This window comes from Paenibacillus qinlingensis, assembly GCF_013204845.1.
In the GTDB taxonomy this organism is placed as follows: domain Bacteria; phylum Bacillota; class Bacilli; order Paenibacillales; family NBRC-103111; genus Paenibacillus_E; species Paenibacillus_E qinlingensis.
This window is the reverse complement of record NZ_JABMKY010000045.1, coordinates 1-24,492: the sequence shown is the minus strand read 5'-3', so window position 1 is coordinate 24,492 and position 24,492 is coordinate 1. Positions and strand designations below refer to the sequence as shown.

Sequence of the window (24,492 nt, the reverse complement as noted above, 5' to 3'; positions counted from 1 at the left end):
TTGCATGTATTAGGCACGCCGCCAGCGTTCGTCCTGAGCCAGGATCAAACTCTCCATAATAGTGGACGATTGCTCGTCCTATTTGAAAAAGCTTAATTGCTCATTTGAAGCTAGCGAGATTTTGCAATCTCTTTTATAGTCGATTACTCGACTGTGCTTACTCACTCGTTGTTCAGTTTTCAAAGATCAATTTCTTTCATTTTTCTTCGCCATCCGTTTATCGGCGACTTTTATAATATATCACATCCGAACCAATCAATGCAAGCTTTTTTTATTTCTCTTTTTTTCAACTTCGCTTTACATCGTAGAACTCATTTGCTTCAAATGCGTTACCGTTTTTAGCGGCGAGAGTTAATTTATCATAGAATCGCAATCAAAGTCAAGCAATAAAATGAGAATAAAAAAAGAACCAGGAAAACACCTGATTCTTAAAGGTTTTAACGTGTTATACACTCGTATATCTCAACTCGATTTCGGAAGTTTGCTCATCAATAATTACAGCAACTTCTTTGATCAAACCTTTTTTGACTAGTTTATTGAGCAAAAGAGGAAGCTCTGACTTGATTTCAACTAACTGCGCATGCTGCTGGAGTTCATCCGAGCTTAGCGGATGCTCACTGTCCCTGAGGATTTGAATAAACGCCTCACAACAATGCTCCATTTTGGACATAACCGAAAATTCACAAGCAAGTAGAACAAGTTGGACCCGCTGCTTCAAAGTCTCCTTACTCATTGTTAGCTCTTCATAAAGTTTGTAGACTCCGGGATTAATCGCCCGAATCTGTCTCCAAACCGTGATCTCGGGGTGATAGCCATCTTCCACAATAACAATTCGTGCCCAGTGGTGAAGCGCTTCGAGAATGTTGTTGTAAGCATCTAGAATATGATCGTCTAGAATGTATTCCTTACTTTGCAAGTACTTACGCAGGAAATGTGAAAATTCAATTAACAGCTTATGCTCGCGCAAGTCTCCGGGAAACTCCAGTATTCGATGGCGCAGGCCTTCTAAATAAGTGTTCTGATCCAGAAGTATCTCCCCTTTTAACAGCCAGTGAAGAATGTTGCGATTAACACCATGCCGAATCCATTGCTCTATTGAAGTTTGATCAGTCCATCTTTCTTGTATCCTTGAATCGTCTCTTATATAATTAGTCGTATGATTGTTCAGTCTCAGGTCGTTCGTTACTATTAAAAGTAGCGTATCAAAACCATCTGTCAGTGAGGGAAGTTGCTTAGGATTGTCTACCGCCATGACGCTAATGATTCTAGGGTCATTCCGGAACTTAAGCAATAACTGCTCCTTATTAATTCCCATGGGTGTCCAAAGCTCCTGTCTCCAAATTGTTTCTTTCTTATTTCTACAAGGGTGAACGGGTTTCCTGCTGATTTCTGTGACAATTCATACAAAACATGTGCTAGAAGGATTGGGGAGGAATACACAGTGCGATTTAGATCAAGTAAAGTAAATGAATTCCGCTTATGGGGATTGGTCATGACCATGGGTGGGATGCTGCTTATGATTATAGGACTAGCTGGCGTCGTTTTCGATTGGGGACAAGTTGGCCGAGTGATTGCTGTCATCTTCATGATTATTGGTATGATCAGTGTCTTGGTGAGTATGGGGATTTATTTCTGGGCTGGCATGCTTTCAACATCTGCAACTGTCATCGATTGTCCGGAATGCGGTAGAAGAACGAAAATGCTGGGTAAAACAGATCGTTGCATGTTTTGTAAAACGATTCTAACGATTGATCCACAATATGAGCCAGTTGGCGAAAATGAAACGGCGGCTACACAAACGGCTCACTTTGAGCCAAGTAGAGAGCATGAGCATAAGCCACATTAATAGCAAAGAAAGCCGAGCCCCTTCCAGGGTTCGGCTTTCTTCTTATTTTATATAAGTGCGGATCACATCAAGGTTGTACTTTAGGCAAATTATCCCTCGTTACTTCCCAGATTGCAGGTTTCTCAAAACCTCTTCTCCAAGAGGCCACACCAGCTAGATTATATTTATCAACCAAAGCCAACCTAGCTCTAATTGAAACTTCATCTTCCAGCCAAATACGAATTAACTTGCTTCCATCTTTGTATTCCACATAATTTTGACCAGTATCGGCTAAAAATGTAGGTGTTAGCTTTTTGTCCTTAATGATGGTTTGTGCTGCTTCCATGGTTAACGTTTTGGATGTTGCGGTTAGTTTGCCATTCTTCGTTTCTTCAGTCCATTGTCTCGTATAGTAGGGTACGCCGAGGACAAGCTTAGATGGCGGGATTTTATCCGTCGTCAGAAGCGCTGTAATGGACCTCTCTACCCATGGCAAGGAAGATACCGACCCAGACTTCGGACTTGTGGCCCAGTACTCGTCATAGGCCATCAACATCATATAATCGACAACCTCTGCTAGAGCTGTGCGATCGTAGAACATAGACCACATTTCATTGGTTGATTTGGGTGTTACATCGATGGAAACTGATAAACCTTGTTCATGCATAAAAGGAGTTAATTCTCGCACGAATTGTACCAGGTTCTCCTTATCCTTGAGATAAACATTTTCAAAATCGATATTAATACCCTGCAGCTTATAGGTCTGGGCAAAGCCGAGGATTTGTTTAATCATTTTCATACGTAGATCATAGCTTGCTAGTACCTTAGTCGTGCGATCCGCATCGAAGCCATTACTAAACAACGCCCATACTTGGTAATTGCGGTCATGCGCCCATTTGACATAAGAGGCATCTGCTAAGTTGCTAATGCGCCCCTCACTATCTGCGACAGAGAACCAAGTCGGACTTATCACTTGTAAACCTGGCATCTCGCCAATCTTGGAGGTATCTGGGTTTTTCGAAATAACATGTTCCCAAGTCATATTTAACTTACCGGTTATAGGTTTCCAAGGCACATATGTGGATACTGACTGCTCTTGCAGTGGTATGGTTTCCTCATGATCCTTCGTGATTTCACTTTTTCGTACGAAGCCAATCGGTCCGCTCTCTAGCTGCACTTTGTACCAATTTTCTTCAATCCCCGTAATCATGACCTGTTCGTTCACAGCAATCGTCGCGATTATCGGTGCTTTTATTGTAGCTTCTGTTCGTAATTGCGTCTCTTTCTTCCCGGTATGCTTTCCCCACTTGATAACATCACCTTGTTTAAAGAGCAAGATTGCTCCTGACTTTGTTGATTCCCTTATTTCGAATGCATACAGCTGCTTCAGTGGTTCAACAGGCAAGTAGATGGTGTCATCTTTCTTCTCAACGGGGAAGGATAGTGAGATTGGTTTCTCGTTCATGAGTGCTGAAAGCTCCGTCGTCTTCATGCGCATCACTTTATCTTTGGTGGTAATGATGACTGAATCACTGCTTTTTTCATATATAATGGTCGGATCGATCCACTTCTGAACGAAATCTAGCGGAAGCTTCAGACCTTCTTTCTCTCCAATTGCACTCGATTTAAAATAATCTCCTTCATAAAAAATCGGCTTTGTCAGCTCATGGAAATCTGGCTCAACATGTGCTCGATTGGGTGCTAATTGTTGGATCAGAAATGTTCCCGCGCCTGCCGCGAACATCCCTAAACACAATGCGCTAATCAGAATTACTTTTTTGGATGATTTCAACACTTCACTTCCTTATGTGCAATTGGTTATGGATAAAAGAGAAAAAACGTGTCCGCTCCTCACAAAAGAAGAGCCGAACACGTTTCATTATACAACAGGAAACTACATAATGAGGAATTTTGCGTATAGTTAATGCTTGGTAGTAACCGTACAATCCGGACACACACCATAAATCTCCAATCGATAACCGCCAACTTGGAAGCCTGTATGCAACGCTGCTGTTGTCTCGATGTCTGACAGTGGAGGGTATTCAAAATCAGAAATCTTCCCGCATACCTCACAAACCGCATGATAATGATCTGTCATATCCGCATCAAAACGACTCGAGCTATCCCCATAAGTTAATTCCCGAACAAGTCCCGATTCTATAAATACTTTAAGATTATTGTAAACAGTCGCAACGCTCATGTTAGGAAATTTCGATTCTAACGATTTGTAAATATCATCCGCTGTCGGATGAGTCATGGAATCCAGCAAAAAGGAAAGAATCGCATACCGCTGGGGCGTCATCCGAACACCTGTTGTTTTCAACTTTGTTAAAGCCTGTTCTAAATGTGCTGCCATGGTACTCACCACCTGAATTAGTCATTAAAACCTTACATTATATTGTACGTGTGTTCTTCGACTTTTGTCAATGATGGTTATACGATAACCACTTTAATTTTTACTATTTTCGATGGCCACACCAGTTACCCCTTGAATTTGATTGGTTTCTTCGAGCACTAAGCCAATAACGGATGGCTTTGGTATTGTTACATGAAACGTGATTTGAACATGATTATCCTTACTGTCATCTTTTGATTCTTCTAGTTTAATTTGCTTAATATCTATCTTACGTTTACCTAGGATCGTTGTAATTAAACCTAAGGTACCTGGTTGATCGATCGCTTGTATTTTAAGAACGCGCACTTTTTTTCCATTAAAATATTTATGCTCTACTTTATTTAGAATGAATAAGGATATCAATACCATGAAGCAAACTAAGACTGCCGGATAATAAAAACCCGCTCCAATTGCAAGACCAATTCCCGCAACGACCCATAGTGATGCTGCTGTCGTAAGCCCCGTAATCGATCTTCCATTGAACATAATCGTACCCGCACCTAGAAATCCAATTCCACTGATGACCTGAGCCGCTAAACGAGATGGATCAATTCGTACATTGACCTCATTCACAAACGCGCTAAACCCGTACATTGAAAGCAGCATCACGAGCGCTGAGCCGACACATACCAGAATGTGCGTGCGAAGCCCTGCTGCATGAGAGCTTACCTCTCGCTCAAATCCAATCAAGCCACCAAGAAAAAGCGCTAATACTAGTCTAATTGTGATATGTAGCTGATCAATTACCCAAGGATTCTCCATGTAAACGCTCCCTTTTTACTTCAAGTCAAAAAAATTATCAAGTGGCATGTGATTTGATACTAGATTTGACGCTAGTGGCCTGTAGCAGGACGCTCGAATGTTGTTAGACTAACGCCAGGAGGAACAGTAAAGACGCGTTTTAGGATAAAACCATACCCCTCATAGAGACGGATTGCCGGTAAATTCTCGGTTCCTGTGGATACTATAAAACGAGCAGCTCCTGCTAGCTCTTGTTCTTTCATTATATGCTGTAAAAGGGAGCTAGCAATCCCCTTACGAAAATAATTAGGATGAACCATCATACGGCAAATCGTCACAATACAACCCTCACGTTCAAATGAAATGGCTCCTGCGAGTGATCGTCCCTCATGATCATCGACAAAGAAACCATAGAAGGTTTCCTTCGCTTCGCGTATGGACTGAATGCCATCCTTCAAAGGAGGAATATCATCAAAACCGATCAATTCAGCCTCGACACGGTAGGAATCGATTTGAAGCGCAAGCAGTGTCAAGATTTCTTCATTCGTTTGTAGAACTAGTTGCTCGATGGACAGTGGAATCACTCCTATATCGGAAATTAAAAAAGTGGTGCCCTACTAAGAGGATCACCACTTTTAACTTATCATTTACTATTCAGGCACTCCACAATTAATTTATTGACGAGTCCTGGATTCGCTTTACCTTTGGTTTCCTTCATGACTTGTCCAACAAGGAAGCCTACGGCTTTTTCCTTACCAGCTTTGAAATCTGCAACAGATTGCGGGCTGTTCTCAACGACTTGCTCGACAACTGCTTTGATGGCACCTTCGTCACTGATTTGAACAAGACCTTGCTCTTCAACGATCTTCTGCGGTTCTTTACCGGTTTCGATCATTTCTTTAAACACCGTTTTGGCAATTTTATTGGAAATCGTGCCTTTCTCAATTAAACCAATCATTTCGCCTAGACCTTTACCTGTGACTTTGGCATCGGTAAATTCAAGGGAATTGGCATTCAGATAACCAAGCAAGTCACCCATGATCCAATTCGAGACAGCTTTGGCATCTTGCGTATACTTCAAACTTTCCTCAAAGAAGTCGGCCATTTGCATGGAAGCAGTAATAACAGCTGCATCATAGCTAGGCAAGCCATATTCATTGCTGTATCTTGCTTTACGGGCATCTGGCAATTCAGGAATCGAAGCTTGTACACGTGCTTTCCAAGCATCATCGATGTAAAGACTAACCAGATCCGGATCTGGGAAATAACGATAATCGTGCGCATCTTCTTTGCCGCGCATGGCTAGAGTTCTACCTTGCGTTTCATCCCAACGGCGAGTTTCTTGAATGACTTCTTCCCCGCTTCTGAGAATCTCCGCTTGGCGGTATTCTTCATACTCAAGTCCACGCTGTACCCCACGGAAGGAGTTCATGTTCTTAAGCTCGGCACGTGTGCCGAATTTCTCTTGTCCAAACGGGCGGATGGAAATGTTCGCGTCACAACGAAGCGAGCCTTCTTCCATTTTCACATCGGACACATCACAGTAGATCATGATCGCTCTAATTTTCTCGAGGTAAGCACGAGCTTCCTCAGGTGAGCGCAGATCAGGTTCGGAAACAATTTCGATCAACGGGGTTCCTGCACGATTTAAGTCAACGAGGGAAGCATAGCCGCCATCTATATGGGTCAGCTTGCCTGCATCCTCTTCCAAATGGACACGTGTGACTCCGATACGTTTGGTAACTCCGCCAACTTCGATATCAACCCAGCCATGCTCGCCGATCGGTTTATCATATTGCGAAGTTTGATAAGCATCAGGTGAGTCAGGGTAAAAGTAATTTTTGCGATCAAATTTACTGTCCGTTGCGATTGTGCAATTGAGGGCCATTGCCGCTTTCATCGCATACTCGACCGCTTGGCGGTTAAGAACTGGCAGAACGCCTGGATGGCCTAAACATACAGGACATGTATTCGTATTCGGAGGTGCTCCGAATGAGGTTGCACAACTACAAAATATTTTGGAAGCGGTATGAAGTTCTACGTGAACTTCAAGACCGACTACGGTTTCAAATTGGGTATCTGTTGCCGACAAAGTGAATGCCTCCTTCGTTACTCTTGAACTAATAACTTACAATTGCGGGCGCTGCTTGTGGTGGTCTGTATGCTGTTCGAAAGCGTGGGCTACACGCAAAACGGTAGCTTCATCCAATGCTTTGCCGATAATTTGCAAGCCAACCGGGAGTTCATTCACGAATCCACATGGTACGCTAATTGCAGGAATACCTGCCAAACTGACCGGGATCGTCATGATATCATTCAAATACATCGTGAGTGGATCGCTGCTTTGCTCACCGATTTTGAATGCTGTCGTTGGTGCCGTTGGCCCGATGATGATGTCATAGTTGTTAAACACTTGATCAAAGTCTTGCTTGATCAGCGTGCGAACTTGTTGGGCTTTCAGGTAATACGCATCATAGTAGCCTGAACTTAGTGCGTAGGTGCCAAGCATGATCCGACGTTTAACCTCAGGACCAAAGCCTTCACTGCGGGATAGATTATAGAGATCCAACAAGTTGCGCGCATTATCTGAACGAACACCATAACGGATGCCGTCAAAACGTGCCAAGTTGGAAGAAGCCTCAGAGGAAGCCAGCAAGTAATAAGTTGCAACGGCATACTCGGAATGCGGAAGCGTTACTTCTTCCCATACAGCGCCAAGACCTTCAAGTACTTTGAGCGCTTCAAGAATTTTCTCTTTTACTGCTGGGTCGATCCCTTTACCCATGTACTCTTTGGGTACCCCAATGCGCAGTCCTTTGACGTCACCCGTCAATGCGCTGAGGTAGTTCGGAATTTCCACATTCGCAGAAGTGGAATCTTTGGGGTCGTAACCTGCGATAGCTTGCATCGCGTACGCAGCATCTTCTACGTTCTTCGTAAGCGGCCCGATTTGGTCTAGGGAGGACGCGAATGCGACCAAACCATAACGGGACACGAGTCCGTACGTCGGCTTCAAACCGACGATACCGCAGTAAGCAGCCGGTTGGCGAATCGAGCCACCGGTGTCGGAGCCCAGCGCGAAGTACACTTCGCCTGCAGCAACTGCTGCTGCCGAACCACCGCTGGAGCCGCCTGGCACATAATCCGTGTTCCACGGATTATGGGTTGGGTGGAACGCGGAGTTCTCGTTGGAGCCACCCATCGCAAACTCATCCATGTTGAGCTTGCCGATGGTAACTGCTTGTGCTTCCTTGAGCTTGCTCACGACTGTCGCATCATAAATCGGAATATGATTGGATAAGAATTTGCTTGCGCAAGTCGTCTTTAGACCTTCGGTCACCATGTTATCTTTGATGCCGATCGGTAGGCCGAATAAATCGCCGCGAGTTGCGTTGCTGAGCAGCTGCTCGTCCAACTTAGCAGCCGTCTGACGTGCATTCTCTTCATCTAATGTAAGAAAAGCGCGAACCTTGCTCTCCACTTGCCCAATTCTTGTATAGGATTGATCCACGAGATCCGTAACTTTGAGTTCTTTGCTTTGCAGCTTCGCATGGATTTGTTGTAGGTTTAATTCAAACAAAGACAACGACAGGCACTCCCTTTCATCTCTAACTTATTCTAAAACTGCAGGAACCTTGAACTGCCCATCTTCATGGTCTGGGGCGTTCAGCATAACTTTTTCAATTGGTAAAGACGGCTTTGCAACATCCTCACGCATCACATTGACTAATGGCATGGCATGGCTAGTTGGCACAACACCATCGGTATTTAATTGATTGAGCTGCTCGGCATATTTTAAAATAGCATTAAGTTGATCTGTAAATAGATCTTTTTCGGTATCATTGAGATCGAGTCTAGCCAGCTTGGCGACATGATCGACATCTTTCTTCGTTATGCTCACGTATTCTGCACCCCTTGTATCAGCATTTAGTCATTCTTTTCATTATATCCCAGATATTTTGCGAACTCAATCCAGAATAAGGATGTACCTTGTTAGGGGCAGAAGTAGTAGCTATAAAATATGTTAAATGAATCTACTGAATCTATTACAAGTATTGAATCACCATACTAACCCATGTTATTATTTCCTTAAAATGGTAGTAAAGCACACGCCGCTTATTCTGTTCAGCACTTGCTGTTCAGGCTGAGCGGCATTTTCATTTTCAGAGAAGAAAGGGTGTATGGGAGGATGCTTAAAAAGTTGGGTATGTTAGAGAAATTAGATAGGTCTGGGAAAGGCGAGGAATTCGAGAAGTTAGAAGGATTCGAGAAAGCTTATGCGGAGTTCCTACATATGCATTATGGTAAAAGAAAAGGCGAGCGGTTACGTAGATTAAAAGAAGGTTATGGCCACTCAGAACATTTGTTCTTATTTCATGTATGGTTCAGAGCATTGGGGGATTTTAAACATTTACATCCCGAGTTTGAAGTTAAAGATTTCCGTGATGGAACTCGGTTTATTGATTTCGCTTACTTACGTCACTCCCTGAAGCTTGCCATCGAAATTGATGGATACAACACACATGCCAATAGGATTAGTCGCTCACAGTTTTCTGATCAGTTAGTACGCCAGAACCATTTGGTTATTGACGGTTGGAAAATCTTACGATTTTCCTATGATGATGTGAAAAACCGGCCACGGATGTGTGAACAGATTCTGTTGCAGTTTTTAGGAAAATATATCGGAGAACAGCAGGATCGATTGGTTGAGTTAAGTTATGTAGAAAAAGAAATTTGTCGCTTTACTTTCACTGCGGGCAAATCGATCTCCCCACGTGATGTAAGTAACGTATTTCGATTCGAGGCAAAAAAATCAAGATGGATTTTACAAGAGATGCTAGCGAAGCAACTTCTTGTACATGTTGGAAATGGACAACAGCGAATTAAGCGCTATGGGCTGCATCCGACTGTAGCTAATCGGATGGTGAATGGGTGAGCGGGCGGCCGTAAGGACCTTTTGGGGCCTTACGCGGAAGGCTGATGCGCAGATACGCTGTTGTAACGCCCATTTTGGGCGTTACGGAGGCAGATGCGCGACGGCGAGTGCGAGCGGGCGGCCGTTAGGAACCTTTTGGGGCCTTACGAGAAAGGATGCTACGCAGATCCGGTGTTGTAACGCCCAGATTCGGTGTGTAGCGCCCATTTTACAAAGACAAAAAAACGACGGCACGCTTCCACCGTCGCATACTATTTTAAATCCAGGCTTTCAGCCCGATTTGTTTGATAAATTCTTCACGGGACTGTACTTCCTTGTCCCTTTCTTTCTCTGGCTCAACGGCGGACTCGCCATTCATAATTTTACGGAACAAGGCTTCGTTGTTTGTTGCGAGAGCATAATCTATTAAAGCTTCTCTCTCAACTTGCTCCGCTTCTTGCTGAAGAAGCACTTCTTCAAGCTCAATATCCGTTGCTGTCACATAGTAATGTTTGTTCTCTTTAGGGACACGTACGACATAATCGAAAATGTTATCGTTATTTCGGTCATACGCAATTAAATAGCCATATCCGCCAATAGGCAGATTCTGTTCTAAACGATCAGCAATGAAGATAATTTTCTCGCCAAGACGAAGCATCTGCTTTCCCCCTACCTATATATAACTCTCAAATGAGTCTATGAATGCATGAAATACGTTCTATTGCCTATCGTACTAAAAAAACTAGATTGTGTCCAATTGACATCACTTGTTCATACTCCATTCATATTCCTAGCTTAGGATGAATTTACTTTCATCCATAAAAGGAGTTGCTTACTATGTCACAACGTTCTTTACAAGCCTTGCGCTATGTCGGCTGGGCAGAGGGTTCCTCTTTTCTCATTCTACTTGGTATCGCCATGCCACTTAAATACGTATTCGATCTGCCGCAAGCTGTTTTTATCGTAGGGCTTGCTCATGGATTTCTATTTGCGCTCTATCTGCTATCGATTGCCTGGGTTATCCTTCAACATCGTTGGTCCTTTGGACGCATACTCGCAGCTTTCATTGCGGCATTTATTCCATTCGGTCCGTTCTTATTCGATCGTTGGATCCGACGCTAGACGCATCGCTTCGTAAAATTTCAGTAACAAGCATGAAACTGATATAGTAGGAGGAAACTATGTAATCGAACATGTGAATTTATGGAGGAAATCATGACCGAGTCATCATCATCTCAAAAAGCTCGTCCTTCTTTAACTGAGGGCCCCATTACAAAGACATTGATCTTATTCTCACTCCCCATACTATTGGGGAACGTTCTACAATCCTTGAACGGGTCAATCAATACCATTTGGATTGGGAAATATTTAGGTGAAGTCGCTCTTGCAGCAACATCGAATGCGAATATTATCATGTTTTTCTTAATTAGCTCCATCTTCGGAATTGCCATGGCTGCCGTCATTCTTATCGGTCAAAATCTCGGAGCTAAGAAAGTTCAAGAGGCCAAACAAGTAGTTGGGACAAGCACAGTTTTCTTTCTCGTTTTATCCATAATCGTCGCCTTACTGGGATGGATCTTTTCCTCCACAATCCTGGATTGGATGAATACGCCACCAGATGTCAAAGAGTTTGCCGTAACATATACGCGAATTATGTTCGCAGGTGTTCCGTTCATGTTCGGCTATAACTTAATCATGGCCATCTTGCGTGGCTCGGGGGATGCGAAAACCCCATTTTACTTCTTGCTTTTATCGGCAATCCTCGATGTCGCACTCAATCCTTTGCTAATACAAGGGATGGGACCATTCCCTAAAATGGGTATTGCCGGCTCTGCCGTAGCGACTTTTATCGCACAGCTTATAAGCTTCGTGCTTCTCATTGCTTACTTGTATAAGAAGAAATACTTTCTGCGCATCACCAAAGCGGATATTCCCTTGCTGCGTATCAATTGGACAATTATTCGTACGCTGATTCAAAAAGGCCTGCCAATGGGCCTAAATATGGTCGTTGTTTCACTGAGCAATTTGATGTTGGTCCATCTCGTAAATGCCTATGGCTCCGAATCTACCGCAGCTTTCGGGGTGGCCATGCAAATATCAAGTTACGTCCAAATGCCTGCGATGGCCATTGGTGGAGCTGTAACCTCAATGGCAGCCCAAAATATCGGCGCTGGAAAATGGAATCGTGTCAACCGGATTACCTGGACTGGCGTCGGCGTTAATATCTTGATGACTGGATTAATTGTAGCCGTTTTGCACCTGTTCAATCGAGAAGTCGTCTCGTTCTTCCTGCCACCTGAAGGAAAGGCGATTGATATTGGCGTTCATATTAACAACATTACCCTATGGTCTTTCATTATTTTCGGCGTCTTCAATGTCGTTGCTGGTGTCGTTCGATCAGCGGGATCTGTGGTGTTCCCTCTTATCGTCGCATTCATCGCTTTGTTACTCGTTCGCATCCCACTTGCCACTGTGCTATCGCACAAGTACGGTTTCGATGTGATTTGGTGGAGCTTTCCTGTCAGCTTCAGTGTTGCCGCCACTTTGAATCTGCTTTATTACCGCTTCGGGAAATGGAAGCAAGCCAAAATGATGGCTAGTAAAACTTAAACAAAAGCTTAAACAAAAAGTCTGCCTAGCCAAGTAAATTGGCTTGAGCAGACTTTTTACTAGAGATGCAGCAAATCCTTATGGATCTTGATCACAATTTTCTTATTCGTTGTTGACTCCGTAATGAAGCAATTAGGCCGATGAATATCGGATGGGAAGCATACAGCAAACATACCAGGTTTAAGGAAAATATCCGTTTCGGGCAGCGCATGTTGGGATTCGTAGAAGGCGATATCATGTGTCTCAAACTTGTTATCCACGATGATTGCCTCGTCAGTCAACTTGTAGAAGCATAAACGCTCCTCCCCACTCACCAGAAACTGAATATCCGTATACACGACGTGCGACTCCGGCATCTGTTCTTCCCTTGGACGCGTCACGGATTCCTGCACATTGGCATACATCAAGTGCCCATTATCGCCCTCCAGATCATACCGTCCTACCTCGAGCTCTCCCAAATTCCGATTCAAAATGTAGTCGATACCTCGCGCTACAGCTGCTGGCCATAAATGCCGTTCTTGCTCAAAATGCTTCACATCGCTGATAATCATCGCTATTTCTCCTTTTAAAAAGACCCGCCCCTTCGGGCGAGTCATCTCTTGTTTAGAACTTTTCTTGTTTAGCGCCTTCCCAATCAGCAAGGAACTTCTCAATCCCTGCATCTGTCAGCGGGTGTTTACTCATTGATTCTATCACTTTATAAGGGACTGTCGCAATATGTGATCCTGCAAGCGCTGCTTCAATAACATGAGCAGAGTGACGTACACTCGCAGAAATAATTTCGGATTTAATCCCGTGTACTTGGAAAATCTGGCTGATTTCTTTGATTAAGTTTATACCAATCTGGTTGATATCATCCAAACGCCCGATAAACGGAGATACATACGTTGCACCCGCACGAGCAGCTAGTAAGGCTTGAGTTGAGCTGAAAATCAACGTTACATTCGTCGGAATGCCTAGTGATCTAAAAACGCTAGTTGCTTGCAGACCATCTAATGTCATTGGCAGCTTAATAACAACATTAGGGCTTAATGCTGCAAGTTTCTTACCTTGCTCAACCATTTCATCAGCTTTCAAGGAAACAACCTCAGCACTGATCGGAACATCCCCAACGATAGAGATAATTTCTTTCACTGTTTCAAAAAAATCTCTTCCTTCTTTAGCAATCAATGAAGGGTTAGTAGTTACACCAGCAACTACTCCTAACGCGTGCGCTTTACGAATTTCTTCTACATTGGCTGTGTCGATAAACAATTTCATCCTGTATCCCTACCTTTTCTCCCGCTATGGGTGCTTATTGGAAATACTTCTGTCTGATTTGCCCAACGATTGCTTCTGCGGTAAAGCCATATTCACGAATGACGCGATCTGCTTTCGCTGATGCTCCAAATTTGCGGATGCCGACAACGAAACCTTCTTGTCCCGTAATTTCTTCCCATCCAGCCGGATAAGCCATTTCCATCACGACATTTTTACGCACGTGAGGCAATATAATCGCATTCCGCACCTCTTCTGGCTGCGCCTCGAACAATTCACGGCTTGGCATGGAAATAACACGAGCTCCAATTCCATCTTGCGCCAACAGCTTCTTCACGTCAAGTGCTAAGCTCACCTCTGAGCCTGTTGCAATGAGTTGGATATCTGGCGTTTCGCCAGGAGCAACATCAGACAGGACATAGGCTCCTTGGTGGATATGATCAAAAGCAAGCGTGTCCGTGCCTGGAAGTACTGGCAAGTTCTGACGCGATAGGGCGAATACGAACGGGCCTTCTTTTGCTTGAAGAACATACTCCCAAGCAGCAGCTGTCTCGTTCGCGTCCGCAGGACGGAACAACGTTAGATCCGGAATCATCCGCAGGGATGGAATCTGTTCAATCGGCTGATGCGTCGGACCATCTTCGCCGACAGCGATGCTGTCGTGCGTGAATACGTACGCAACAGGGATCTTCATCAACGCGGATAGGCGAATCGCACCGCGCAAGTAATCGCTGAACACGAGGAACGTGCCGCCGAAAGCGCGAAGTCCGCCGTGAAGCAGCATGCCGTTCAGCGCTGCGCCCATGGCGAATTCCCGGACGCCGAACCAGAAGTTGCGTCCGCTGTAATCCCCTGCGCTGAATGCCGCAGCATCGCCGATCATGGTGAAGTTGGAGCTCGCTAGGTCGGCAGAGCCGCCTACAAGATGAGGTACCCGCTTCGCCAAGCCATTAATCACTTTGCCAGATGCAGTGCGCGTCGAGATTGCGCCGCTTTCTGGGGTGTAGCGCGGCACATCGGCGTTCCAATCCGCCGGAAGGTCGCCGCTGTTTGCGAGCTCGAATTGCTTCGCGAGCTCAGGGTAGGCAGCCTTGTAGCTGCTCCACAGCTGCTCCCAGGCTGCTTCGGTTTGAGCCCCCACCTGCTTGTGGTGGGCGAAGTGGGCGTAAACCTCAGCCGGTACGTAGAAGTCCGGCTCGAGGGGCCAGCCCAGAGCTTGCTTCGTCAGAAGCAGCTCGTCTTTGCCTAGCGGCGAGCCGTGCGTGCCGCCATGGCCGCCCTTGCCGGCTTTGTTCGGCGAGCCGAAGCCAATCGTTGTTTTGATCTCAATCAGCGTCGGGCGATTGAGATCGGCCTTGCCCTCTGCGATCGCCGCAGAGATGGCGTCGACGTTGTTCTGCTCTTCCACGCGGAGGTATTGCCAACCGTAGGACTCGAAACGCATCTTGACGTTCTCGGAGAACGACATGTTCAAGTCACCGTCGAGAGATATATCATTAGAATCATAGAGAACAACAAGTTTACCTAATTTGAGATGACCAGCTAGAGAAGCCGCTTCAGAGGAAACACCTTCCATCAAGTCGCCATCACCACATATCGCATAAGTGAAATGGTCAACAACTGGGAAATTCGGTTTATTATATACGGAAGCTTGATGCGCTTCAGCCATCGCCATACCTACTGCCATAGCAACACCTTGACCAAGTGGACCCGTCGTCGCTTCTACACCAGCTGTGTGACCGTACTCCGGATGACCAGGTGTGCGGCTTCCCCATTGGCGGAATTCTTTGATATCGTCCAAAGATACATCATAGCCACTTAAGTGAAGTAAGCTGTACAGCAACATGGAACCATGTCCCGCAGACAAAACGAAACGATCACGATCCGCCCATTTCGGGCTAACTGGATTGTGTCTTAAATGACGTGTCCAGAGTGCATACGCCATTGGCGCTGCACCCATCGGCATGCCTGGGTGACCCATTGCTGCTTTCTCGACAGCATCAATTGTAAGCGTTCTAATCGCATTAATACTTAATTCTTCAATTCCAACCGTTGTTCCATTCAATGAGATACGCCTCCATCTATATGGTTGTTTTTGTTACCTTATCTCTTTATTATAAGAGGAGATGGTACATTCAAATAATTGATAGTTTCGATACTCGCTATAGAAGGTGTCTATATGGTTAATTTCGAGTTGTATAAAGTCTTTTATTTAACTGCCAAATCGGGAAGCCTGTCCAAAGCTGCCAAAGAGCTGTATATCACGCAGCCAAGTGTCTCTCACTCCATCAAATTATTGGAGGAAAGTTTAGGGCTTGCTTTGTTTGCTCGTACCTCTAAAGGAGTTGATCTAACCAAAGAAGGCGCCATCCTCTACTCCTATATTGAACAAGCCTATAACTTCATTTCCCTAGCGGAAGAGAAGCTAAGTGAGCTGCGAAATTTCTCTAGCGGAGAAATCAAAATCGGCGGCAGTGATTCCTTGTGCAAACACTATTTGCTCCCCTTTCTGGAATCTTTTCACGTCCAGTATCCGCATATCCAGATTAATCTGGTGCATGGGACGACACCGGAGATTGTAAAAAGTTTAAAAGAAGGCAAAATCGACATCGGTATTGTGAGAACACCTATTCATGATGAGCAGTTGCAGGTACGTGAAGGTATCACCATTCAGGACTGCTTTGTCACTGGTCCCAAGTACCGAGAACTGTCTGAGCGCACGGCTACATTGACAGAGTTACTTGCCTATCCTATTATCTTATTTTCTAGTAACAGCTCTTCAAGAAAATTCGTCACCCGTTTGTTCAGTGATAACGGCTTGCTGCTGGAACCGGAGATCGAGCTAGGTAGTGTGGATTTGCTCATTGAATTTGCGAAGATTGGCTTTGGCGTTTCCTTTGTGACGAAGGAATTTGTTGCAAAAGAATTGGCGGAGGGCAGCTTATTTGAGGTCAAACTCGAGGCAAAGATTCCGTCTACGAAAATTGGTATTATTACGTTGAAGAATATGCCGCTGTCCACTACAGCTTCTGCCTTTGTGGCTGAGTTGGAGAATCCGGAAGGAGTAGGTTAGTACATAAAAACACACTCAGTTTCCACTGAGTGTGTCCATATTTTACAAACAAACCATCGCCTTAATTACCTTCGACTCCGGTTTCAGCCATGTTTCAAAGTGTTCCACCATTTCCTCGAAGGAGGCACGGTGCGTGATATAGCGCTCTATATCAATGCTTCCCGTCTTTAATGCATTTCGCACCGTATCAAAATCCTCCATGGTTGCATTACGGCTCCCCAATAACGTCAACTCCCTCTTGTGGAAATCGGGATCATGAAAGGCAATATCGGCCTTCACGAGTCCGACATAGACAAGTTTGCCGCCATGAGCGACAAGACCGAATGCATCCGTCATCGATCGGGCATTCCCTGTTGCGTCGAAGACGACGGTAGGAAATTCGCCATTCGTAAGCTCCGCAAGTTTTTCCTTCGGAAGCTGAAGCGCATTTACGGTATGATCGACGCCTGCCCAGTCCTGGCAATATGCTAATCGCTCCTCGTTAATATCCATGGCTATGACATTAGCGCCAAGCTGTTTCGCCAAAATCATCACACCAAGCCCAATCGGACCGGCTCCTATCACTAGCGCCGTTTCCCCTGGACGCAGTTCTGATCTTCGCACAGCATGTGCACCAATACTAAGTGGTTCCAGCATGGCAGCTTGATCAAGTGTTAGTCCATCAGCTTTGATCAGATGACTCACTGGGAGAGATAATCGCTCTACCATGCCCCCATCCCTATGTACGCCAAGCACTTTCATGTCTGTGCAGCAATTTGTTTTGCCATGGCGACAGGCAATACATTGCCCACAATGCATGTAGGGAACGACGCTTACAAGATCACCAATTGACAGCTCCGTAACTCCCTCGCCAAGCTCTTCCACATACCCTGCCAGCTCGTGCCCAAGAATACGTGGATAGCTAAAGAATGGCTGATTCCCTTTGAAAGCATGTAAATCCGTCCCACATATGCCAATTCGCTGAATGCGAACAAGCGCTTCTCTTTCACCTACGCTAGGTTCCTCTACCTCGATATACTTCAAATGCTCAATTTGTTCACAGACAATTGCTTTCATGCTTGCCCTCCTCCCCCACTGTATAAATCGGTAACCCAGATGCTTCGAGATCTAGGGATAATTTGCGATATTTCATAATTTATAGAACTCCATTGCATTTAGACCGAAAAAGCGAGCCTTATCGTTATCCGACCAGCTATCTGGCAAGGAATGAGTCACGATTCCGACAACATCCTCATAATTAGCCGCGAGTAGACAGACTGGCCAATCACTTCCGAACATCACACGCTCCGTTCCGAATACGTCCAGAATATGCTGAACATATGCCGTGAAATCTTCCGCTTTCCAATCCGTATGGTTGGCTTCAGTCACCATACCTGAAACTTTACAATATAGATTGGGGTGCTTCGCTATCACCGACATTTGACTTTTCCAAGGTTCAATTACACCTTCGGAAATCGACGGCTTCGCAATATGATCAATCACAGCTCGCAACCCTGGAACTAGGTCCAATAGCTCAACGACGGCTTCTAATTGATGGGAGAGGACAAGTAGATCAACGGGTACATCTTCCTTAGCGAAGTATCGCAAAGCGTCCACAAAATGTGGTTGAAGAATTGAACGTTCATCTTGCATCTCTTGAATCATGACCCGAAAGCCTACATAGTTCGGATGCTGAATGCATTTTTTATAGTGAATAAGATAATCAGGATCGTTCAAATCGAGCCATCCAACAACACCGGCAATCGAATCCGTGCTTTCACTTAAAGCTAGTAAATAATCGGTTTCTTCTAATGTTGGAGCAGCTTGAACTACAATGGTCTTATCTACGTTGAATTGCCCCAGATGTGGTACCAAATCAATTGGTAAATAATCACGATTTAATACAGGGAGCGCTGGTGTAATCCATCCGTAATCCTCTCGGTCGATCTTCCAATAATGCTGATGTGCATCGATGCGCATGGCGATTCTCCTTATCCTTTACATCTCATATGATATCGCTTTCTTTCATTTTATCATTAATTTTCCGATATGAAATATCGATATCTAGCATAACTATACGGTTTTTTGATATTATTGAACTATCTTGCAAAAGAAAGGAGTGGTTATTGTGGATCCTATTCGTAAAATTTTCGATAATCATGATGCCTTCCCTATGTCTTTTGCCTATAAAAACACAAAAAGCTCGCTAAGCGAGCTTCCTGACCATTTCCATGACTGGTATGAAATTGTTTATGTCTATCGGGGGCATGGCACTTTTTTTATCGATCATACCTTTTATGAGATGAAACAAGGCGACCTCTTTCTTATTCCAGGGAATACAATTCATCGGGCGACACCAGATAAAGACTCCCTTGTGACGTCCACTGCCATTTACTTCTCTCCAAGTATCGTACAGTTGCCATCGTTAGGAGAAGACTTCTCCTATTTGCAGTGCTTCGAGCAAGCCGCGACACTTCGTAATTATAAGTTCGAACTTCGATTACCACAGAGTCAGCAGCAAGAATTACTTCTAGAAGCTATTGAGAACGAATTTAAACATCCAACCATTGGTCAACGTCAGTCCATCCTTCTTCATTTACTTCAATTGCTGTTAACTATCCAGCGCGAAATAACTACCGACATTAAGACGCCTAAAATGGACACCCTTGTCGGCCCTATTTGGATGCGAGAAATAATCCTCTATATTGATCAGCATCTCTGTGAAGATATTGGGCTCCAAACACTCTCCAAACAAGCTTCCGTCACACCCGCTCATTTCAGCAGGGTATTTAAACAATTCATTGGTATGAATATCAGTACCTATCTCATAACTAAGCGCATCATTCGTGCTAAACAGCTGCTTCAAGAAAGTGATGCTAGTGTCGGCACAATCGCGGACCTGTGTGGCTTTGAGAGTCTGCCTCATTTTCATGCGATGTTCAAAAGAGTGCTTGGTATTACCCCCGCGGCGGCTCGGAAGTCCTTCCGTTCTTTCTAAGATTGTTTCACTAATCGATCGTAGAGGAAGTCCGCAATATGAACGGCTTCCATATGCCCATTCTGCCCATGTTTATCAATACCTAACTTCATTTGCAGTAAGCATCCTGGATTGCTTGTGACCACGTAGGAAGCTATTGTTGCATTCACATTTTCCATCTTATGTTCTAGGATTTGATTGGCCATGTCTGGCTGAGTCATATTATAAATACCTGCGGAACCACAGCATGAACCAGAATCTTTCATTTCGATATAGGCAGTGTTACTGACCCTTTGCAGCAATTGCTTGGTTGGTTGGCTGCCCTTCATCACGTTGCGAAGATGGCAGGATTCCTGATACGTAACCCGTGTTGGAGCTTGGTGTGACAGTGTTTCTGTAAAGCGAAGCGGTCGACCTTTCTCCACCAGAATCGCGCTGATATCCTTCACACGTTTGGCGAACCAAGTTGAGGATTCCTTCCACTCTTCCTCATCATGAAGAAGGTGATCGTACTCCACAAGAATCGCTCCACAGCCTCCTGCATTCGATACGATGTAATCGACTCCTGCCTCCTGAAAAGCTCGGATATTACTTTTAGCCAATTGCTTCGCTTGATCAGTTTCTCCACTATGGGCATGAAGAGCCCCGCAGCAGTTTTGCGATTCAGGAATGACGACATCGAAACCAGCTTCGGTCAAAAGCTTCACCGTACTAATATTCGTTTCAGTGAACAGGACGTCCATCAAACATCCACGGAACATTCCCACAGTACCTAGTTTCTTGCCTTTTGCCGGAATAAAAGTACCAAGCCGCTCCACAATTCCTTTACCAGAAGCATCAGGAAGTATTTTCTCCATCGTAGCCATATGCTTCGAGAATAGACCAACTACACCGGTTTTTCTAACTAGCTTTTGGATACCTGACATTTTATAAAAATGAAGTCCTGTCCCGAGCAGTTGCATTCTCTGTTGGGATGGAAATAGCTCTTTGAATACGAGCTTACGCACACCCTTTACCCACCATCTATGCTGGGTCGTATGCACTTCAATGGCATCGCGTGCCCCTTCAATTAATTGACCATATTTCACATCTGCTGGGCAGGCAGGCTCACACGCGCGGCAACCTAAGCAGTGGTTCATCTGATCTTCGAAGCGTATTCCTGGCTCCATGAGACCATCTACAGCTGCTTTCATCAATGAGATGCGGCCTCGTGGAGACTCCGCCTCGATCCCTGTTTCTTTAAATGTTGGACAAGCTGGCAGACAGAACCCACAACGCATGCAATTCGTTAATTGGTCGTAGTCTAGTTTCTGCATTAACGTTTCTTGAAGTGTTGCTCCTTGGCCCTTAGACACGATCAATCACCACCCTGCGTCTGGATTCTTTGGCAAACATTTTACCTGGATTTAAAATATGGTTCGGATCGAAAGCATCCTTAATCCCCTTCATCACTGCAATCCCGCTGCTTCCTACTTTCCATTCCAGGAACGGTGCTTTCACTAAACCAACACCATGTTCACCTGTAATCGTTCCGCCTAATTGAATTGCTGCTTCAAAAATCTCTTCAAACGCCGCTTCGACACGGTGGACTTCATCATGATCTCTTGCGTCGGTTGTTGCGGTAGGGTGTAGATTGCCATCCCCTGCATGACCGAATGTGCAGATTTGAACATTATGCTTGGTAGCTATTCGATTGATTTCTAGAACCATCTCTGCGATCTTAGAGCGAGGTACAGTGGCATCCTCAAGTATCGTCGTCGGACGTAAGCGAGCAAGCGCAGTAAAGGCGCTACGTCTTGCTGTTAGAAGCTTAAGCGCTTCCTCTTGTGTGCTCGCGATGCTGACCTCATCTGCCTGCTCTTCCCTGCAAATCTCAGAGATGAGGGCAATGTCACGCTCAACCATCTCGGGCTCGCCATCCTGTTCAATGAGAAGAATAGCAGCCATATCCAACGGAAGTCCAAGGTTAGCGAAATCATCGACAACGCGAATAGTTGGGTTATCCATAAATTCCAGGGTTGCTGGAATGATGCGATTCTCGATGATTTTGGAAACGGTGCGCGCCGCGCCGTATAAGTCCTTGTACATCGCCAGCATCGTTTTCTTCGCCTTTGGAGGCGGAATGAGTTTCAGCGTAGCTTCTGTAATAACTGCAAGTGTACCCTCAGAGCCGACCAGCAGCTTCGTTAAATCATACCCGGCTACATCCTTCATCAGCTTGCCACCGGTACGCATGATTTCTCCTGATGCAAGAACACACTCAAGGCCGATCACGTAGTCTTTAGTTGTGCCATATTTTAAACCGCGAAGTCCGCCTGAGCACTCTGCAATATTGCCGCCAATGGTGGAAATCGCCATCGAACTTGGATCTGGTGGATAAAATAAGCCCAATCCCTCAATATGTTCGATGAATTGCTTCGTAATGATTCCCGGTTGTACAGTAGCTGTCAGATTCTGCAGATCAATATCTAGAATGGCGTTCATGCGATGCATGACCATGACGATCCCGCCTTGTACAGGTACTGTACCTCCGCACAAATTCGTACCTGACCCCCTGCTGATTAAGGGAATGCGATGCTCATTCAACACCTTCATAATTCCTGAAACCTGCGCAGTATCTTTCGGATAAATTACACCGTCAGGTAAGGACTGAAGCATAGGTGTCCCGTCATACGAGTGGGTAACTAATGATTCCATATCATCTTTATAAAAGGCTTCGCCTACTATGGCCTGTAATTGTTGTCTAACTTGATTATCCAGCATGAAGAATCCTCCCTTTTAGCGCTTACTTAGTATGCTACACTCAATAATAATTTTTGATGCTTTTTGTAAGTGATCATGTGATCAGATGACTTTCCTTCTATTTTAGCTTATGATGTAATAGATGTATAGAACTTTATCTACGATTTTCAGGGGGATACACATGGTTTTTCAGCAAATCCGACCACAAAAGGGCTCGGAAATCGTGCTTCAACATATTAAAGCTCAAATTGAGGGAGGAACTTATGCTCCTGGATCTAAGCTTCCTACAGTCGTAGATCTTGCTGCCAGCTTCCAAGTCGGCCGATCTACGATCAGAGAAGCACTCAGCGGGCTTAAAGCAATGGGCTGGGTCGATATACGACACGGCGGAGGCACTTATGTCGTTACGTCATTACCAACGGAATCGAATAGTCTTTTTGACCACAGTGAGACACTTCAGGAAGTACAAGAAGTTCGTAGATTTATCGAGGCTGGCTGCGCAACCTTAGCCGCTAGTCGCCGTACTGAGCAGCATTTGACAGTACTTAAAGAAATCCTTCGTGATATGGAGTCCTCACTTGGTAATGAGGAAAAAAGCGAACATGCAGACATTCGCTTTCACTTGGAGATCGCCAAGGCCTCCCAGAATACCCTCTTCATAGGAATGATGGAATCCTTGACGGAGCGGTTACAACAGAGTATGAAAGCTTCGCGCCGTCTGTGGTTTTTTGCAGAACGTGCTTCGGCCGAACAGCTGCTACAGGAACATCGCGATATTGTTGATGCCATTGCCGCTCAAGATGAGCAACTTGCTGCCGAGAGGATGTCTCAGCATATTGCAAAAGTGGATCAGGTCATTCAACAATTAGCACAGAAAAACAAAGAATAACTTATGAACAACAAAAAAAGCCTTACAGTGTAAGGCTTTTCCTTGTGTTGCTTTTGATACCGGCAAGAGGACTCGAACCTCCACCCTTTCGGACTCGATTTTGAGTCGAGCGCGTCTGCCATTCCGCCATGCCGGCATATAATGCGCGTAGAGGGACTTGAACCCCCACGGTCACCCGCTAGATCCTAAGTCTAGTGCGTCTGCCAATTCCGCCATACGCGCATGTTGTCAATCAGGCAAATGATGAAGTTGCTAGCCGAAGCTGACTCCACTGTAAAATTAATGGGCGGACGACGGGACTTGAACCCGCGAATGCCGGATCCACAAACCGGTGCGTTAACCCCTTCGCCACGACCGCCACATTAGAAAACTTCTTTTCCCCAAAGAATCTTAGGAAAAATGGTGCCGTCGAGAGGACTTGAACCCCCAACCTACTGATTACAAGTCAGTTGCTCTACCAGTTGAGCTACAACGGCTTATTCGATTTAAAAATGGTGGCTTTGGACGGAATCGAACCGCCGACACGAGGATTTTCAGTCCTCTGCTCTACCGACTGAGCTACAAAGCCAGGTAAGAATGACAAGCTTAACTTTACTCTTTGAAGAAAAATGGCGGAGCTGACGGGATTCGAACCCGCGGTCTCCTGCGTGACAGGCAGGCATGTTAGGCCACTACACCACAGCTCCATGCTATAAGACTATTATGGTGAACGCTGACGGGATCGAACCGCCGACCCCTACCCTGTCAAGGTAGTGCTCTCCCAGCTGAGCTAAGCGTTCATACTTGAAATTTGGGCCCACGCAAAGTAATCAGAATACGCTTCGTCAGCAATACGTCACTTTGTGGGGAATGGTGGTGACCCGTAGGGGACTCGAACCCCTGTTACCTCCGTGAAAGGGAGGTGTCTTAACCACTTGACCAACGGGCCTTACTCGATGCCAGAGGTCTGGCAAAAAAAATACCCCAAGGGGTAACTGCTTGGCAACGTTCTACTCTCCCAGAACCCTGCGGTTCAAGTACCATCGACGCTGGAAGGCTTAACGGTCGTGTTCGAGATGGGAACGCGTGGATCCCTTCCGCCATCATCAC

General features: G+C 45.2%; 23 protein-coding genes, 8 tRNA genes and 2 rRNA genes. 7 read left to right on the top strand and 26 right to left on the bottom strand.

What is annotated here, in order from left to right:
• A 16S ribosomal RNA gene (locus tag HQN88_RS37030) occupies positions 1-60 on the bottom strand; the annotation flags it as partial.
• A gap of 385 nt (positions 61-445) precedes the next feature.
• Complete coding sequence (locus tag HQN88_RS37025; RefSeq protein ID WP_173121574.1) at positions 446-1,315, bottom strand: nucleotidyltransferase-like protein; 870 nt, start codon at positions 1,313-1,315, stop codon at positions 446-448.
• 126 nt (positions 1,316-1,441) lie between these two features.
• On the opposite strand from HQN88_RS37025, the gene HQN88_RS37020 reads away from it, so the two are divergent.
• A complete protein-coding gene (locus tag HQN88_RS37020; protein ID WP_173121572.1) occupies positions 1,442-1,846 on the top strand; it encodes a YgzB family protein in 405 nt (134 codons plus the stop codon).
• Positions 1,847-1,913: 67 nt separating this feature from the next.
• Here the strand turns inward: HQN88_RS37020 and HQN88_RS37015 are convergent, their stop codons facing one another.
• The 7 genes from HQN88_RS37015 to gatC all read right to left on the bottom strand — a co-directional run bounded on the left by HQN88_RS37015 (position 1,914) and on the right by gatC (position 8,862).
• Positions 1,914-3,617 carry a glycosyl hydrolase family 18 protein gene (locus tag HQN88_RS37015; protein ID WP_246320654.1) on the bottom strand — a complete coding sequence of 568 codons (1,704 nt, stop codon included), beginning with the start codon at positions 3,615-3,617 and terminating at the stop codon, positions 1,914-1,916.
• A 129-nt stretch (positions 3,618-3,746) separates the two neighbouring features.
• On the bottom strand, positions 3,747-4,181 hold the full coding sequence (gene perR / locus HQN88_RS37010) for a peroxide-responsive transcriptional repressor PerR (protein ID WP_173121570.1): 435 nt from the start codon (positions 4,179-4,181) through the stop codon (positions 3,747-3,749).
• Between the two features lie 93 nt (positions 4,182-4,274).
• The gene (locus HQN88_RS37005; protein ID WP_173121563.1) at positions 4,275-4,982 is read right to left on the bottom strand and encodes an MgtC/SapB family protein; all 708 of its coding nucleotides are present in this window, start codon (positions 4,980-4,982) and stop codon (positions 4,275-4,277) included.
• A gap of 71 nt (positions 4,983-5,053) precedes the next feature.
• The gene (locus HQN88_RS37000; RefSeq protein ID WP_246320653.1) at positions 5,054-5,494 is read right to left on the bottom strand and encodes a GNAT family N-acetyltransferase; all 441 of its coding nucleotides are present in this window, start codon (positions 5,492-5,494) and stop codon (positions 5,054-5,056) included.
• 110 nt (positions 5,495-5,604) lie between these two features.
• Positions 5,605-7,053: an Asp-tRNA(Asn)/Glu-tRNA(Gln) amidotransferase subunit GatB gene (gene gatB / locus HQN88_RS36995; RefSeq protein ID WP_173121561.1), complete on the bottom strand. Its 1,449-nt coding sequence runs from the start codon at positions 7,051-7,053 to the stop codon at positions 5,605-5,607.
• A 36-nt stretch (positions 7,054-7,089) separates the two neighbouring features.
• Positions 7,090-8,547 (bottom strand): Asp-tRNA(Asn)/Glu-tRNA(Gln) amidotransferase subunit GatA, encoded by a 1,458-nt coding sequence (gatA, locus tag HQN88_RS36990; protein WP_173121559.1) that lies wholly within the window; start codon positions 8,545-8,547, stop codon positions 7,090-7,092.
• Positions 8,548-8,574: 27 nt separating this feature from the next.
• Positions 8,575-8,862 (bottom strand): Asp-tRNA(Asn)/Glu-tRNA(Gln) amidotransferase subunit GatC, encoded by a 288-nt coding sequence (gene gatC, locus HQN88_RS36985; RefSeq protein ID WP_057314225.1) that lies wholly within the window; start codon positions 8,860-8,862, stop codon positions 8,575-8,577.
• Between the two features lie 288 nt (positions 8,863-9,150).
• Between gatC and HQN88_RS36980 the strand changes: the two genes are divergently transcribed.
• A complete protein-coding gene (locus tag HQN88_RS36980; protein WP_246320652.1) occupies positions 9,151-9,897 on the top strand; it encodes a DUF559 domain-containing protein in 747 nt (248 codons plus the stop codon).
• A gap of 256 nt (positions 9,898-10,153) precedes the next feature.
• On the opposite strand, the gene HQN88_RS36975 is transcribed toward HQN88_RS36980, so the two are convergent.
• Positions 10,154-10,534 (bottom strand): ATPase, encoded by a 381-nt coding sequence (locus tag HQN88_RS36975; protein ID WP_173121557.1) that lies wholly within the window; start codon positions 10,532-10,534, stop codon positions 10,154-10,156.
• A 179-nt stretch (positions 10,535-10,713) separates the two neighbouring features.
• Here HQN88_RS36975 and HQN88_RS36970 point away from each other — a divergent pair, with 179 nt between their 5' ends.
• Both HQN88_RS36970 and HQN88_RS36965 read left to right on the top strand, forming a co-directional pair.
• Positions 10,714-10,998 carry a DUF3817 domain-containing protein gene (locus tag HQN88_RS36970; RefSeq protein ID WP_173121555.1) on the top strand — a complete coding sequence of 95 codons (285 nt, stop codon included), beginning with the start codon at positions 10,714-10,716 and terminating at the stop codon, positions 10,996-10,998.
• Between the two features lie 93 nt (positions 10,999-11,091).
• On the top strand, positions 11,092-12,486 hold the full coding sequence (locus HQN88_RS36965; RefSeq protein WP_173121553.1) for an MATE family efflux transporter: 1,395 nt from the start codon (positions 11,092-11,094) through the stop codon (positions 12,484-12,486).
• A 59-nt stretch (positions 12,487-12,545) separates the two neighbouring features.
• On the opposite strand, the gene HQN88_RS36960 is transcribed toward HQN88_RS36965, so the two are convergent.
• From HQN88_RS36960 to tkt, 3 genes are read right to left on the bottom strand one after another with little or no spacing between them, the layout of a single operon-like run.
• Complete coding sequence (locus tag HQN88_RS36960; RefSeq protein WP_173121551.1) at positions 12,546-13,037, bottom strand: NanQ anomerase/TabA/YiaL family protein; 492 nt, start codon at positions 13,035-13,037, stop codon at positions 12,546-12,548.
• Positions 13,038-13,089: 52 nt separating this feature from the next.
• Positions 13,090-13,746: a fructose-6-phosphate aldolase gene (fsa, locus tag HQN88_RS36955; RefSeq protein ID WP_173121549.1), complete on the bottom strand. Its 657-nt coding sequence runs from the start codon at positions 13,744-13,746 to the stop codon at positions 13,090-13,092.
• Positions 13,747-13,780: 34 nt separating this feature from the next.
• Positions 13,781-15,808 (bottom strand): transketolase, encoded by a 2,028-nt coding sequence (gene tkt, locus HQN88_RS36950; RefSeq protein WP_173121547.1) that lies wholly within the window; start codon positions 15,806-15,808, stop codon positions 13,781-13,783.
• 114 nt (positions 15,809-15,922) lie between these two features.
• Between tkt and HQN88_RS36945 the strand changes: the two genes are divergently transcribed.
• Positions 15,923-16,816 carry a LysR family transcriptional regulator gene (locus HQN88_RS36945; protein ID WP_173121545.1) on the top strand — a complete coding sequence of 298 codons (894 nt, stop codon included), beginning with the start codon at positions 15,923-15,925 and terminating at the stop codon, positions 16,814-16,816.
• A 42-nt stretch (positions 16,817-16,858) separates the two neighbouring features.
• Here the strand turns inward: HQN88_RS36945 and HQN88_RS36940 are convergent, their stop codons facing one another.
• The gene (locus HQN88_RS36940) at positions 16,859-17,872 is read right to left on the bottom strand and encodes a zinc-binding alcohol dehydrogenase family protein (RefSeq protein ID WP_173121543.1); all 1,014 of its coding nucleotides are present in this window, start codon (positions 17,870-17,872) and stop codon (positions 16,859-16,861) included.
• A 72-nt stretch (positions 17,873-17,944) separates the two neighbouring features.
• Positions 17,945-18,775, bottom strand: coding sequence for an amidohydrolase family protein (locus tag HQN88_RS36935; RefSeq protein ID WP_173121541.1), 831 nt, complete (start codon positions 18,773-18,775; stop codon positions 17,945-17,947).
• Positions 18,776-18,923: 148 nt separating this feature from the next.
• On the opposite strand from HQN88_RS36935, the gene HQN88_RS36930 reads away from it, so the two are divergent.
• Positions 18,924-19,793, top strand: coding sequence for an AraC family transcriptional regulator (locus tag HQN88_RS36930; RefSeq protein ID WP_173121539.1), 870 nt, complete (start codon positions 18,924-18,926; stop codon positions 19,791-19,793).
• Here HQN88_RS36930 and HQN88_RS36925 read toward each other — a convergent pair.
• Together HQN88_RS36925 and HQN88_RS36920 are read right to left on the bottom strand one after the other, a co-directional pair.
• Positions 19,790-21,088, bottom strand: coding sequence for a (Fe-S)-binding protein (locus tag HQN88_RS36925; protein WP_173121576.1), 1,299 nt, complete (start codon positions 21,086-21,088; stop codon positions 19,790-19,792). The two genes, HQN88_RS36930 and HQN88_RS36925, sit on opposite strands and share 4 nt — an antisense overlap.
• Before the next feature lie 31 nt (positions 21,089-21,119).
• Positions 21,120-22,535, bottom strand: a complete 1,416-nt coding sequence (locus HQN88_RS36920; protein WP_173121537.1) for an FAD-linked oxidase C-terminal domain-containing protein — start codon at positions 22,533-22,535, stop codon at positions 21,120-21,122.
• A 160-nt stretch (positions 22,536-22,695) separates the two neighbouring features.
• Between HQN88_RS36920 and HQN88_RS36915 the strand changes: the two genes are divergently transcribed.
• Positions 22,696-23,403 carry a FadR/GntR family transcriptional regulator gene (locus HQN88_RS36915; RefSeq protein ID WP_173121535.1) on the top strand — a complete coding sequence of 236 codons (708 nt, stop codon included), beginning with the start codon at positions 22,696-22,698 and terminating at the stop codon, positions 23,401-23,403.
• A gap of 57 nt (positions 23,404-23,460) precedes the next feature.
• Here HQN88_RS36915 and HQN88_RS36910 read toward each other — a convergent pair.
• From HQN88_RS36910 to rrf, 9 genes are all read right to left on the bottom strand, one after another.
• A tRNA-Leu gene (locus tag HQN88_RS36910) sits at positions 23,461-23,539 on the bottom strand.
• A gap of 6 nt (positions 23,540-23,545) precedes the next feature.
• Positions 23,546-23,625: transfer RNA gene (locus HQN88_RS36905), tRNA-Leu, on the bottom strand.
• Between the two features lie 63 nt (positions 23,626-23,688).
• Positions 23,689-23,761: transfer RNA gene (locus HQN88_RS36900), tRNA-His, on the bottom strand.
• A gap of 42 nt (positions 23,762-23,803) precedes the next feature.
• Positions 23,804-23,879, bottom strand: a tRNA-Thr gene (locus tag HQN88_RS36895).
• 16 nt (positions 23,880-23,895) lie between these two features.
• Positions 23,896-23,971 (bottom strand) — tRNA-Phe (locus HQN88_RS36890).
• A gap of 41 nt (positions 23,972-24,012) precedes the next feature.
• A tRNA-Asp gene (locus HQN88_RS36885) sits at positions 24,013-24,089 on the bottom strand.
• A gap of 17 nt (positions 24,090-24,106) precedes the next feature.
• Positions 24,107-24,182 (bottom strand) — tRNA-Val (locus HQN88_RS36880).
• Between the two features lie 74 nt (positions 24,183-24,256).
• Positions 24,257-24,331, bottom strand: a tRNA-Glu gene (locus tag HQN88_RS36875).
• A gap of 48 nt (positions 24,332-24,379) precedes the next feature.
• A 5S ribosomal RNA gene (gene rrf / locus HQN88_RS36870) occupies positions 24,380-24,492 on the bottom strand; the annotation flags it as partial.

Excerpts from the sequence above, each read along its gene's own strand:
- HQN88_RS37025 (WP_173121574.1), bottom strand. The coding sequence starts at position 1,315 with ATGGGAATTAATAAGGAGCAGTTATTGCTTAAGTTCCGGAATGACCCT.
- perR (WP_173121570.1), bottom strand. The coding sequence starts at position 4,181 with ATGGCAGCACATTTAGAACAGGCTTTAACAAAGTTGAAAACAACAGGT.
- HQN88_RS37005 (WP_173121563.1), bottom strand. The coding sequence starts at position 4,982 with ATGGAGAATCCTTGGGTAATTGATCAGCTACATATCACAATTAGACTA.
- HQN88_RS36980 (WP_246320652.1), top strand. The coding sequence starts at position 9,151 with ATGCTTAAAAAGTTGGGTATGTTAGAGAAATTAGATAGGTCTGGGAAA.
- HQN88_RS36975 (WP_173121557.1), bottom strand. The coding sequence starts at position 10,534 with ATGCTTCGTCTTGGCGAGAAAATTATCTTCATTGCTGATCGTTTAGAA.
- HQN88_RS36970 (WP_173121555.1), top strand. The coding sequence starts at position 10,714 with ATGTCACAACGTTCTTTACAAGCCTTGCGCTATGTCGGCTGGGCAGAG.
- HQN88_RS36965 (WP_173121553.1), top strand. The coding sequence starts at position 11,092 with ATGACCGAGTCATCATCATCTCAAAAAGCTCGTCCTTCTTTAACTGAG.
- HQN88_RS36960 (WP_173121551.1), bottom strand. The coding sequence starts at position 13,037 with ATGATTATCAGCGATGTGAAGCATTTTGAGCAAGAACGGCATTTATGG.
- fsa (WP_173121549.1), bottom strand. The coding sequence starts at position 13,746 with ATGAAATTGTTTATCGACACAGCCAATGTAGAAGAAATTCGTAAAGCG.
- HQN88_RS36945 (WP_173121545.1), top strand. The coding sequence starts at position 15,923 with ATGGTTAATTTCGAGTTGTATAAAGTCTTTTATTTAACTGCCAAATCG.
- HQN88_RS36940 (WP_173121543.1), bottom strand. The coding sequence starts at position 17,872 with ATGAAAGCAATTGTCTGTGAACAAATTGAGCATTTGAAGTATATCGAG.
- HQN88_RS36935 (WP_173121541.1), bottom strand. The coding sequence starts at position 18,775 with ATGCGCATCGATGCACATCAGCATTATTGGAAGATCGACCGAGAGGAT.
- HQN88_RS36925 (WP_173121576.1), bottom strand. The coding sequence starts at position 21,088 with ATGCAGAAACTAGACTACGACCAATTAACGAATTGCATGCGTTGTGGG.
- HQN88_RS36920 (WP_173121537.1), bottom strand. The coding sequence starts at position 22,535 with ATGCTGGATAATCAAGTTAGACAACAATTACAGGCCATAGTAGGCGAA.
- HQN88_RS36915 (WP_173121535.1), top strand. The coding sequence starts at position 22,696 with ATGGTTTTTCAGCAAATCCGACCACAAAAGGGCTCGGAAATCGTGCTT.